At 63.1% G+C, this 12,099-nt stretch carries 12 protein-coding genes; 8 read left to right on the top strand and 4 right to left on the bottom strand.

Translation table 11 applies throughout. The features are described 5' to 3' along the window. Positions 1–30: 30 nt before the first annotated feature. Positions 31–855 (bottom strand): phosphate/phosphite/phosphonate ABC transporter substrate-binding protein, encoded by an 825-nt coding sequence (locus APZ15_RS25875; protein ID WP_027790020.1) that lies wholly within the window; start codon positions 853–855, stop codon positions 31–33. Between the two features lie 299 nt (positions 856–1,154). Here APZ15_RS25875 and APZ15_RS25870 point away from each other — a divergent pair, with 299 nt between their 5' ends. Next, a complete protein-coding gene (locus APZ15_RS25870) occupies positions 1,155–2,180 on the top strand; it encodes a fatty acid desaturase (protein WP_027790021.1) in 1,026 nt (341 codons plus the stop codon). Between the two features lie 239 nt (positions 2,181–2,419). Next, entirely contained in the window at positions 2,420–3,622 is a 1,203-nt protein-coding gene (locus APZ15_RS25865; RefSeq protein WP_027790022.1) for a benzoate/H(+) symporter BenE family transporter, read from the top strand. A gap of 34 nt (positions 3,623–3,656) precedes the next feature. Here APZ15_RS25865 and APZ15_RS25860 read toward each other — a convergent pair whose 3' ends face one another. Continuing rightward, positions 3,657–4,544 carry an NmrA family NAD(P)-binding protein gene (locus APZ15_RS25860; protein WP_027790023.1) on the bottom strand — a complete coding sequence of 296 codons (888 nt, stop codon included), beginning with the start codon at positions 4,542–4,544 and terminating at the stop codon, positions 3,657–3,659. A gap of 819 nt (positions 4,545–5,363) precedes the next feature. On the opposite strand from APZ15_RS25860, the gene APZ15_RS39850 reads away from it, so the two are divergent. From APZ15_RS39850 to APZ15_RS41165, 3 genes are all read left to right on the top strand, one after another. Next, the gene (locus APZ15_RS39850) at positions 5,364–5,879 is read left to right on the top strand and encodes a PAAR domain-containing protein (protein ID WP_080982181.1); all 516 of its coding nucleotides are present in this window, start codon (positions 5,364–5,366) and stop codon (positions 5,877–5,879) included. A gap of 15 nt (positions 5,880–5,894) precedes the next feature. Further along, complete coding sequence (locus APZ15_RS41170) at positions 5,895–6,656, top strand: hypothetical protein (protein WP_138143407.1); 762 nt, start codon at positions 5,895–5,897, stop codon at positions 6,654–6,656. Between the two features lie 110 nt (positions 6,657–6,766). Continuing rightward, positions 6,767–7,279 carry a hypothetical protein gene (locus APZ15_RS41165; protein WP_138143405.1) on the top strand — a complete coding sequence of 171 codons (513 nt, stop codon included), beginning with the start codon at positions 6,767–6,769 and terminating at the stop codon, positions 7,277–7,279. A gap of 202 nt (positions 7,280–7,481) precedes the next feature. Here the strand turns inward: APZ15_RS41165 and APZ15_RS25855 are convergent, their stop codons facing one another. Beyond that, positions 7,482–8,390 carry an AraC family transcriptional regulator gene (locus APZ15_RS25855; protein WP_027790024.1) on the bottom strand — a complete coding sequence of 303 codons (909 nt, stop codon included), beginning with the start codon at positions 8,388–8,390 and terminating at the stop codon, positions 7,482–7,484. Between the two features lie 194 nt (positions 8,391–8,584). Here APZ15_RS25855 and APZ15_RS25850 point away from each other — a divergent pair, with 194 nt between their 5' ends. After that, positions 8,585–8,779 (top strand): hypothetical protein, encoded by a 195-nt coding sequence (locus APZ15_RS25850; protein ID WP_027790025.1) that lies wholly within the window; start codon positions 8,585–8,587, stop codon positions 8,777–8,779. Between the two features lie 39 nt (positions 8,780–8,818). Here the strand turns inward: APZ15_RS25850 and APZ15_RS25845 are convergent, their stop codons facing one another. Then, positions 8,819–9,772, bottom strand: coding sequence for a LysR family transcriptional regulator (locus tag APZ15_RS25845; RefSeq protein WP_027790026.1), 954 nt, complete (start codon positions 9,770–9,772; stop codon positions 8,819–8,821). 100 nt (positions 9,773–9,872) lie between these two features. On the opposite strand from APZ15_RS25845, the gene APZ15_RS25840 reads away from it, so the two are divergent. Beyond that, the gene (locus tag APZ15_RS25840) at positions 9,873–11,231 is read left to right on the top strand and encodes an NAD(P)/FAD-dependent oxidoreductase (RefSeq protein ID WP_027790027.1); all 1,359 of its coding nucleotides are present in this window, start codon (positions 9,873–9,875) and stop codon (positions 11,229–11,231) included. Positions 11,232–11,556: 325 nt separating this feature from the next. Further along, positions 11,557–11,991 (top strand): HAD family hydrolase, encoded by a 435-nt coding sequence (locus APZ15_RS25835; protein ID WP_021158004.1) that lies wholly within the window; start codon positions 11,557–11,559, stop codon positions 11,989–11,991. The last annotated feature ends 108 nt before the right edge of the window (positions 11,992–12,099 follow it).

The raw sequence follows: 12,099 nt of genomic DNA, 5'->3' as shown, positions 1-12,099 counted from the left end.
CCGCCCTGCGGTGCACCGCACCGCCGCGCATCATCCCAGTTCCGGATACCCGTGCGCGGCGGCGTCCCGAGCAAACACGGCAATCGTGTCGTAGTCTTCCGGCGAAAGCCGCTCGAATCCCTTCAGCCGCAGCACGCGCGCGCGTTCCGCATCGGCCGCGACCGCGACGTCGAGCGCATCCTGCAATGCGGCGACCCGCGTATCTTCCAGCGCCCGTGATGCGATGAACGGCAATCCCGGCGCGGCGGCGCTCATGCCGATGACCCGGATGTCCTTCAGCAACCCGGGCAGCGCGTCGCGCACATACGCGAACGTTACGCAGTCGATCGCCGCGCAACCTACCTCTTCCGCAGCCAGCGCACGCAGCACGTTCAGGTGCGAGCCGAGCGCGGTAACCGAGCCGAAGAAGCGTCCGTCGAGCGCATGCGGCGCAACCGCATGCCGGAGCGCGTTCATCCCGCTGTGAGAGTCGTCGCCGTTGAACGCGGCCCGCAGTCCCCGGCAGGCGGCGAGCGTCGTCGCGCCGCCCGCATGGGCGCGTGCCGACACGACCAGCATGCTGCGGTATCGCGCGCCGTCGCAGCCGTCCGCATCGAAACGCGGTGTCGCGATCAATCGCACGTCGTCGCGCAAGCCCAGCATCCGGTACGGAAAGCCGCAAGTCTGCGACAGCAGCAGATCACCGCGCCGCCACAGCGCGTGCAGGTCGCCGAACGGTTCGTCGGGCAGCGCGACGTCGGCGGGCCCGCCCGCGTTCGCGAACGCGGCGAGCGCGTCGCGCAGCAGCGCGCGCCACAGCACGGCATGGCGCGGCGTCACGTTGTACATCGGCAGGGCGGCGATCCATTGGCTCATGCGGGCATTCTACGCAGCGACGGCGGCACAGCGAAACCCGGTTCATCACGCCGGAACGGGGGCACGACCGTCATGCCGCGCGCCCGAAGCTTATCGGCCGCGCGGCGATAAGCAAATGCGAATCGATTGGTTGGCCGTGCCGGGCGATCCCGGTACCGTCGTGATGCCTGCCCGAGCATCGCCATCGTCGCGATACCGGACAGACCGACCGTGATCCGCGAGACACCTGCGCACCGGGCCGAGCGCACCGGTTCAACCGCTCGTTCCCCGCACTGCCCGTTCAATCCTGCCTCAACGCCATGGCCGAATACTTCGACGTCGACCACGCGCGTGCGATCGCCGCGCTCCACGCCCGCTTCACCGCCCGTACCGAATGGCCGACCTGGCTGCTGGTCGCCGCGATTTACGGCGGCTGGCTCGCCGTGCTGGTGCTCGTGCGCGAACGCTACCTGTCGCTCGCGGCCGCGACGCCGCCGCTGATCCTGCTCGGCGCATGGCACATGTCGCTGCAGCACGAACTGCTGCACGGCCATCCGACGCGTTCCGCGTTCGTGAACAAGCTGCTCGGCTATCCGCCGCTGACGGTCTGGTATCCGTACACGCTGTATCGCGACACGCACCTCGACCATCACCGCGACGAAGACCTGACCGTGCCGGGCGTCGATCCCGAAACGAACTACGTAACGCGCGAACGCTGGGCGCGGCTGCCGCGCTGGCGTCGCGCGCTGACGGTCGCGCGCAAGACTTTCATCGGACGAATCGTCGTGGGGCCGCCGCTCGCCGTCGCCGCGACGGTCGCCGATGCGGTCGCCAGGTTCCGGCGCGGCGACTTCCGCCATCTGCCGATGTGGATCATGCACGTAGCCTGCGTGGTCGTGCTGCTCGCATGGCTGCAACGCGAGATCGGCGTGCCGTGGTGGTACTACCTGCTGGCCGTCACGTGGCCCGCGCTGTCGCTCGCGATGATCCGCTCGCTGTACGAGCACCGCGCCGCGCGGCACCCGAAGGCGCGCATCACGATCAACGAGGCCGGCTTCGCGATGCGGCTGCTGTACCTGAACAACAACTACCACCTCGTTCATCACGACCTGCCGAAGCTGCCGTGGTACGACCTGCCGCGCGCGTACCGGATGCGGCGCGACGCGTATGCGAAGAAATGCGGCGGCTTCGTGATCCGCGGCGGGTATCGCGAGCTGCTCGCGCGCCATGCGTGGACGCCGACCGATACGCCCGTGCATCCGTTCGACCAGGGCACGGCGTCGCTGTCGACGGGGAGCGGGGTAAAGGTGGCGGTGGTCGACAAGGTGCTGCAGGTCAGTACGTGACGTGCGGCGGAGCCGCACTTCTTCGTGAAGCAGCCCGATTCAGCGACGCGGGCGTCAGGCCGTACGGCCGGCGATTCGTCCGCCGCGCCGCATTTTTCTTACGAAATGCCGACGACACCGCTCGTGCCCGCGCATTGCCAATTGCGCCGCCAATGTCCAGAATGGCGGCTCGTCCGGGGCTTCCAACAATCATTCGCCCCGGCTCTGCCCCCGGCCACGCGCCGCACGCCCCCACGACGATGCAATCGAACACCCCGCCCGGCGCAATCCGCGCGATCGGCAACGACTGGTCCGTTTCCGCGATCACCGCGGGCTTTCTCGCGGTACTGATTTCCTACGCGGGCCCGCTCGCGATCTTCTTCCAGGCGTCGCAGGCCGCGCACGTGTCCAATGAAATAGTGTCGTCGTGGGTCTGGGCGATCTCGATCGGCGCGGGCATCTCGGGCCTGTTCGCGAGCTGGAAGCTGAAGGTGCCGGTCGTCACCGCGTGGTCGGCACCCGGCACCGCGCTACTCGTCGGCCTGTTTCCGCAACTGACGCTCAACCAGGCCGTCGGCGCCTACATCACGGCCGCGCTGATCATCCTGCTGATCGGCGTAACCGGCTATTTCGACCGGCTCGTACGTCACATTCCGCGCGGCATCGCATGCGGGATGATGGCCGGCATCCTGCTGCCGTTCGGCACGCACGCGTTCGCCGCCGCATCGGAGCAGCCCGCGCTCGCATTCGGGATGATCGCGGCCTACGTGATCTTCAAGCGCCTGCTGCCGCGCTACAGCATCGTGCTCGTGCTGCTGACGGGCGCCGCGCTCGCGACGGCGCTCGGGATGACGCATCTCGGCAACGTGTCGCCGAGCATCGCGCACCCGATCTTCATCGCGCCCGAATGGACGCTCGGCACGACGCTCAGCCTCGCGCTGCCGCTCGTCGTCGTCAGCCTCACCGGCCAGTTCCTGCCGGGCATGACGATCCTGCGCGTGTCCGGCTATCACACGCCCGCGCGCCCGATCATCACGGCGACCAGCGTGATGTCGCTCGTGGTCGCGTGCTTCGGCGGGATCACGATCGTCGTCGCCGCGATCACCGCGGCGCTGTGCACCGGCAAGGACGCGCACGAGGATGCGGGCCGGCGCTACGTCGCCGGGCTCGCGAACGGTGCGTTCTACCTGGTCGGCGGGCTCTTCGCGGGCACGATCGTCACGGTGTTCTTCGCGCTGCCGAAGGCGTTCGTCGCGATCCTCGCGGGGCTCGCGCTGATCGGCGCGATCGGCGCGAACGTGCACGGGATCTTCGAGGACGAGAATCACCGCGAGGCGTCGGTGATCACGTTCCTCGCGACCGCGTCGGGCATGACGTGGCTCGGGCTCGGTTCCGCGTTCTGGGGGATCGTGATCGGGTCGCTTTCGTATGCGGTACTGAACAAGGTGCGGCGACAGGCGTGATGCGCAACACGCGCAACGCTCGCCGCCGCGTCGATCAGCGCGCGTGCTGGCGCAACAGCTGCGCAAGTGCATCGGCCGGCGCCGTCGTGCCGTAAAGCCGCTCCGACACGCCCTCCTCGACGTCGATCTGTCCGGCGTTGTGCACGTCGTAGAGATCGACGATCAACTGTGCATGGCGTTCGCTGAGGCCCGCGCGCAGCAGCGTCGCGGCCCAGGTGTCGCGCGGCAGTTCATGCGCGACGATGGACCGGCCCGCCGCCGCGCCGAGCGTATCGGCGATCGCCGCCACGCTCACCCGCTGCGGCCCTTCGACGCTGACGATGCGCGGCCCGTTGCCGCCCTCGGGCGCATCGAGCAGCAACCGCGCCGCGACGACGCCCACATCGGGCGCCCAGACCGTCGGGAACACCTTGCCGACCGGATGGTGGAAGCTCGGCAGCACGCCGGTGCCGAGCGCGACCGGCAGCACGCGCGCCCAGTTCTGCATATGCTCGGCCGAACGTAGCAGCGTCAATTGCGTCGGGATCGTTCTCAGCCGCTCCTCGAGGTAATGGAATAGACGCGTGATGCCCGTGTTGCCTTCGCGCTCCGCGCCGTAATCCGACAGGGCGAGTAGCGCAGGCGGCGGGTTTGCGGCGAGTGCGGCGGTGGCGACGTCGATCGTCCGCGCCATCGTCGCGGCCGGATCGGGGTCGGCGACGGGTACCGGGCACAGTATCTGTACGGCCTGTGCGCCGTCGATCGCGGATGCGACCGCGTTCACGTCCGTCAGCTCGGCGATCACGACATCGCAGCCAAGCTGCGCGAAGCGTTCACGATGGCGTACGTCGCGCAACACCGCGCGCACGGGATGGCCGGCGTTGCGCAAGGTCGTCACGGTCGACTGGCCGACGTTGCCTGATGCTCCGAAGATCACGAACACGGTTCGCTCCTGGGGGGATGAAGGTGGGGTGATTGTCGAGTCGGAGAGCCAGGGTGTCGGACACAAACGGATGAATCGGACAGAAATGGACGAACGATTCAATGTTTGACGGTTTTTCGCGGAACCGGATAAACCCCAGTAGCACGCGTTCGACACCTCACGGTCTTTGTAATCAAGGGGACGGAAGCGAAGCAACGGGAATACAAGAGCCACCCGGAGACGGTATTTACTTGCGTCTGATCGCCTTGACAGTTGGCCGCCTTGGTGAAGCGGCTGATGCTGAGTGGGATAAGCTCGACGACGAGAATGTGCCACGCTGATCACCCGAGACTCATGTCTAAAGAACTGAGTCTCAGATGATCGCGATTTCGTTGGCGCTGCCGAAACACCACTTCCGACTCAGGCGTTGGGCACCATGTCGAAACGACGCACCGAACTTTTGCGAGTTATTGAGCGCGAATAAATTTGACAGTTGCTCACGTTCTAACCTGCGGCTAACAACCAACCGCACAAATCGCAGTTGCTCAACAAGGCCAGATCACTCCCCGCGCGGGGAGTCCCCACTGATCGCCCTGCTCGCCCATGGACGAGACGTACAGACCAGATTCCCATTACGGGATTCCGAGCAATCTCAATAAAAATCAGATTCATCTCTATATTTTTAAGGATGCATCTCATGTACTTTCTTGCTCGCATCGGGTTCACTTCTTCTTATTCCAAACCTCCTTTTGTTAGAAGATGGCTATATAGCCAATTAACTTGCTTTCAACAATGAAGCACGCCATCCCAATCGAAGCAATATTTTAAATCCGCAATAATATGGAGCGGTCAATGAGAGCCAGTCTGATAGGTCGAGCGCAGTGTGTCGTGGGGGATATGACTTCTCACGGAGGGGTTGTCATATCCGGAAATCAATTTCACACATGGAACGACATTCCAATTGCTCGCCAAGGCGATCTTGTGACCTGCCCAAAATGCCCGCCCCATATTTTCAAAATCGCAGAAGGCCTCGAAACGTCGATAAGTGACGATCGGCCCATGGCCGTCGAAGGGCATAGAACGACCTGCGGAGCGGTGCTTATAGCACGGACGGCCCCAGCGAACATGGTCTCCGCTCACACCGCATTCGCGAACGGCTGTGGTTACGACGAGCAATTCATCTTGCGTGATCTGGACGGGCATTCGATTCCAGGGATGCCTTACAAAATCACGGCAGCAGACGGCACGGTATATCGCGGAACCACCGACATGCATGGACGTACTGAGCGCGTAATTTGCGTAGAAACACAGAGCCTAACCATCGAACCAGATATGGATTGGCTGCTTACACGTTAAATCCAGGACTGATCGATGACAAATCTCGCATGGTCGGCCAACGCCGCGACCAATACTACACCGCATAGCTTCCAAGTAGTTCAAACTGACGTGATACGTTACGTCAATAAAGTCGACATCGACAGTGGCTGGTTACTTGTCGGGAGAGACGATCTTCCACGTCCAGAGTGGAAATCACTTTTCAAGTATTGCAAAGTCACGCTTATTGGCAGCAAAAATGGCCGCACTTACTTCAAGGTAATGGAAGGGGAATCTCGGGGAACAATCGCCTTTCTGTCAGATTCGAACGCCAGCCAATACCTTGGCAAGACAGCGCCCACACAAAAATCTGTCGAACTCGTCATGACCTATGGCGCTTATGATGAGAGTTGGGAATCAATCACTCGAAAGAGAATGTTGCCACAGCAATTAGCCAGCGGGACACTCGGCGAAATCAGGTTTGAAGCGACAATGAACACAAGCTGGGGCGGCGAATTTCATCCTATCCCACCCGGAACCTATACAATTTTGCTACCCGACTTCCCTCACAAAAAAGAATATACCGAGCAGTATAAACGCGAATATCCAAATCTATCCCATCATCAAGTCTGGTTTCCTATCGCCCATGGCAACAACAGCAGATATGTTCACGTGGGAAACGTATCGGAAGGATGCGTTACCGTTGTGCACCTGAAGAAGTGGTCCGAGATTCACGAAACGCTTGTTCGCCACCGCGGTCCAGACGGAAACAGCGTAGGCACCCTCATTGTCAAAGGTCAACCTCGGAGAACAAGATAGTGCGTAGCTGCTCCCTTTACACCGCTTGCTTTCTCGTTGCGATCATCGGGTTCTCCGATTGGTCATTCGCATCACCTGATTTGAACAGCAGCCCCGCAACCGAGTGGACCATGTTCAGAAGAACAGTCGAAGGATATCGAGAAAATATAAACAAAAATGAGAGCATTAAAAATGCAAGGGAAGCCGAAGAGAGAGGTCGAGAGGCATTCATAAATGGAGATCTTCAAAAGGCTTACCTCCACGGCTACGGTGACGCAATAGCATGGCTCCCGAGGCCCGAGTATTTTTTTATAGTCGGAGATATCAATCTTCGCCACAAATTATCACTTCACAGCGACTCCCCTTACGCAACATCAGAATACAAGAAATGTTGGGATAAATATCTATTCGCCATCGATGTACAGAGAACTATTAATTACGATTTTCAAAGAGGATTTGGGCTGACTGAGGAATTGAATTTATCGACCACCAAGAACTCAAAAATCTACAAGCAAGCCATCGCCAACGCATCCTGCTTCGCACGATTGACAAGTAAATATTCTGAAGGAGTAGGTCCACAGTGCGTGCCAGTCAATGAAGTAAAAGCATGCCTTGGGAATCCACTCTTGTTTCTATATCACTAGGCCATAAAACCGCCATCACCGCTGTTTAGGTTAGGGGTGGCATCCACTCGCGCTACCTTTCACCAACCCCATTACTGCCCCAGACACACCGCCGCATCTGTGTACATTCATGCCCGGATTCCCAACCGATTGCCTGCAATCACAGTGGTCGTGTCGAAACAGCTACCGAAACCGACACAGTCACCGGACTTGTAGCTATGCGTCAGCCCTTCCCCTCGCCCTCATACGCCAGCCTCAACCCACCCCGCCCCCCCGATCGCGCAATCTCCGTCGGCGTCGCACCCACCACGCGATTCATCCAGTTCGCCATGTGACTCTGGTGCGCAAACCCGGCTTCGAGCGCGATCTGGCTGATACTCAGCCGGCCTTCGAGCAGCAACGCCTTCGCCCGCTCGACCCGGCGCCGCACGACGTACTGATGCACGGGCATCCCGAGCGTTTCGCGGAACAGCACCTTGAAATGCGGGACGCTGATCGACACGAGCGCCGCGAGTTCGGCAAGCGTCATGCGCCGCTCGAGATTCGCTTCGACATAGTCGATCACGCGCGCGGCCGCCTTCGGCGCGAGCGTGCGGCGGCGCTCGCGAAACGCCGGCTGGCCGTCGACGAGCCGCGCGACGAGCGCCGTGCACAGGCTTTCCGCATAGAGCGGATCCGACGCGTCGTCCGCTTCGAGTTCGGCCGCCATCGCCCACGCGATGTGCTGAAGGCGCGGGTCACGCACCTGCAGCCTGCGGCGGATCTGCCCCTCCGACGGCTTCAGTTCGAGCTGCTCGACGGTGCGCCGCACGAACGTGTCGCTGAGCATGATGTGCAGGATCCGGCAGTCGGCGCTGTCGGTCCACTGGCCGGGCAAACCGGCCGGAATCACGTCGACGTCGCCATGCGCCTGGATACGCGATACGCGCTCGCCGTCGCACACGCAATCCGCGCGAACGGGCCCGCCGATATGCACGCCGATCCGGTGATGCTCGGCCGCCGGAATCCGGTAGGTGCCCGCGCGGATTTCCAGCAGCGACGCGCCGAAGCCCTGCCAGCCGAGCCCGAGGCTGGAGCGCAGGCTGACCGGGACGCCGTTGTCCGTCGGCGCCGCGAGAATCGCATCGCTCATGGCCTTCCTCCGGTTGATGGGGATGTCGAACGCGCATTGTGACGCGTTTTCGGCCCGCCTGCCGGGCCTGTCGGCGGCTCACCCCGGCTGAGCAGAAAAAGATCATCCGTTTCTGCTCGGGGCCATCCTTGCGTGTGCGCCGGCGGGCGCCGTGCCGCTTACGATGGCCCCATCCGACACCTACGGAGACCGTCATGCCTCACTGCCTTGCGCAACGCGCCGCGCTCACCGCGCCGTCGCCCGCCGCCACCCGCCCCTCGTCCGGCCCCCGCTCCCGCAACGACCGCACCACGATCGCCGTCCGGTGCCTGCGCATCGTGGGCTGGTACCGGCTCGAACGGCTGCTCGCGTCGATCCCCGACAGCAACGACGATTTCGGGCTCGTCTGACCGGCCGCACGGCCGGTGTCGGACGCTCATTTGCGCCGCTTATTTGCGCCGCCGCTCGTGCGATGCCACCGTCGCGCCGTCGATCACCGGCGCGCCCTGCTTGATCAGGAAATCGCGGAACAGCCCCGTGACCTGCGAAATGCGCCGGTCGGCGAGCGTGACCACATACCATTCGCGTTCGATCGGGTTGCCGGGGAACGGCAGTTGCCCGAGCAGCCCGGTGCGCAATTCGAGTGCACACGCGTGCAACGACAGGAACGCGACACCGAGCCCGGCTTCGGCCATCTGCTTGATCGCCTCGTTGCTCGACAGTTCGGAGCCCACATGGAAGCGGTGGCCGGCCGTCTTGAAGAGGTTCTCGACGGTCGAGCGCGTGCCCGCGCCGCGTTCGCGCACGAGCAGGTGCGCGGATTCGAGATCCTTCAGCGAGATGCGCTTGCGCTGCATCAGCGGATGACCAGGCGCCGCGACGAACACCATCGGATGCTTCGCGAACTCCACCGCATGCGTACGCAACTCCTTCGGCGCGCTGCCCATCACCGCGAGATCGATTTCATGCGTGGCGAGCATGCGGATGATGTCGTCGCGATTTCCAACCTTGAAATAAGTCTTCACATGCGGACGCGTCGCGGTGAATTTCACGAGCAGCGGCGGAATCAGGTACTCGGCCGTCGTGATCGCACCGATCCGCAACGTGCCGCCGAGATCGCCGGTCAGCGCGGCCACTTCGTCGCCGGCCTCGCTCCACAGATGCAGGATCTCGCGCGCATAGCGCGACACGATCTCACCGGCCGCGGTCAGCTGTACCCCGCGCCCCACCCGCTGCAGCAAGGCGGCGCCCACCGCCTCCTCGAGCAGGCGAACCTGCAGCGACACGGCCGGCTGCGTCAGGTTCAGCTCCTCGGCCGCCCGCGACACGCTGCCGAGCCGCGCAATCATGTCCAGCGCCTTCAGCTGCCGGAACGTCGCGGTCTTTCCTATAAGTGAATACATATGAGTCGCTTATAAACATTAAATTGTTCGAGTGGGTTCGAAACTATATCGTCGGTTCTTGAGCAATGTCATCCGAATCGTCATTCAGCGGGAGCCCCACATGGACAACACCACGCCCAACCTTGCAACGGACCGCGCACCGCGCCTGCCGCGCATCGTGATCGTCGGCGGCGGCGCCGGCGGCCTGCACCTCGCCACGCGTCTCGGCGATACGGTCGGACGCCGCGGCCAAGCCGAAGTCGTGCTCGTCGACCGCTACCCGACGCACTTCTGGAAGCCGCTGCTGCACGAAGCCGCTTCGGGCCATCGCGACCCGGCATCGCACACGATCGAGTACGCGGCGCAAGCAAAGCGCCACGGTTTCCGTTTCGTGCAGGGCGCGCTGCAGCGGGTCGACCGCGCGGCACGCACCGCAACGATCGCGGCCGTACAGGACGCGGACGGCACGGAAATCCTGCCGCAGCGCGAGCTCGACTATGACGACCTCGTGCTCGCCGTCGGCAGCGTGACGAACTTCTTCAACGTGCCGGGTGCCGCGCGCCATGCGCTGCCGCTCGAAAACCTCGACCAGGCCGAGGATTTCCGCCGGAAGTTCCTCGCGGCCTGCACGAAGGCGAATCACCTGGCCGAGCAGCAACCCGCGCGGCGGGCGGCGCCGATCTGCATCAACGTGATCGGCGCGGGTGCGACGGGCGTCGAGCTGGCCGCGGCATTGCGGCATGCGATCCAGCAACTGACGACGTACCGCTTCAAGGCGCTGGTATCCGCACGCGACGTGCACATCCGGTTGATCGAAGGCGGCCCGCGCATCCTGCCGGCACTCGACGCGCGGCTGTCCGGCAAGATGCACGCGCAGCTTCGCGCGCTGAACGTGGACGTGCTGACCGATACCCGCGTGGCGGAAGTCGGCGCGGATGCGGTGACGACCGCGACGGGCGAACGGCTCGCGAGCGACATCACGATCTGGGCGGCCGGCGTGGCGGGCCCCGCGATGCTGCGCGAAATCGGCGACATCGCGCTCAATCGTGCGAACCAGGTGATCGTGACCGATACGCTGCAGACACCCGACGATCCGCACGTGTATGCGTTCGGCGACTGCGCCGCGTGCCCGACGGCCGGTGCGAGCGGCTTCCTGCCGCCGCGCGCGCAGGTTGCGTACCAGCAGGCCGTGTATCTGGTCAACGCGATTGCGCGCCGCGTCGCCGGCAAGCCGGTGGCCGGCTTCACGTTCCGTGATGCAGGCACCGTCGTGTCGCTCGGGCATGCGGGCGCCGTGTACCAGGCCGACCTCGGCGTGCGTTCGCGCTCGCTGATCGTCGACGGGCTCGCCGCGATCGGCCTGTACAAGTTCCTGTATCGCAAGCACCTGTTCAGCGTGGTCGGCGTGAAGCGTGCGCTGTTCCAGTCGCTGAGCCACTGGCTGCAAAGCCGCAACCAGCCGTCGATCAAGCTGCACTGAGCGACGACTCGCACGCGAGCATCGCACAACGGCATTTCGGGCGGCCATCGCTCGATATGCCGTTTTTTTATATGCATATAACGGTTGCATCCACAACGTGCGCGACTTTGGTGCATCACATCGAAAACCATCGATGCGAGGCATGTCGCTCGAAAAATGTCGCGCGACACGCATCCCGCGCCGGTTCTGGCTCACACCCCGATTCATTAGTCGAACCGTATAGGTTGGATAAAAATATTAATTGGTCGCGTTTTCAGGATCGACGCTAAGGTGTGTGGCATTCCCGTCGGCGAACGGATCATCACGTTTCTGAAGAGGAATCACCGTGGTTATCGAAGCCATCGTCACCCGTCTCGACGCTGCATTCGCGCAAATCGAAGCAACACCGGATTCGCATGAATCGCGCCATCAACGCGACGCGATCATCCAGTGGCTCGACCGGGCATCGGAAGAAGGATATCGACTCGGTCTCGTCACGACGCTGCCGGCCGCACGGCTCAGCGACATGTTCGAAGGCCAGTTCGGCCGCGCGAACCTCGACCGCTTCTCGGTCGTCGTCACGGACGCCAATCAGCAGGACTCCGGATCAAACCAGCATCCTTTCGACGTCGCACTGCAGGCACTCGGCGTACCGCCCGAACGCGCGGTGGGGATCGCGAGCAGCGAACCGGAGCGCCGGGAAGCCGAGCATTTCGGCCTGTCGCGCTGCGTGAACATCACCGACACCGTGCGCTCGATCGCATCGGCCGGCCTGCACTGACCGCCCACACACCGGCTGGCGACGGCCGGCCACCCTCGATTCTGCGGCCATCCGACGATTGCCCGACCGAATCCTGACATTCTGCTGTCAAAGTCGCTTGCAACACTT

Source organism: Burkholderia cepacia ATCC 25416 (assembly GCF_001411495.1).
Lineage (GTDB): Bacteria > Pseudomonadota > Gammaproteobacteria > Burkholderiales > Burkholderiaceae > Burkholderia > Burkholderia cepacia.
The sequence above is the reverse complement of the archived record's forward strand: the minus strand, read 5'-3'. Positions and strand labels throughout refer to the sequence as shown.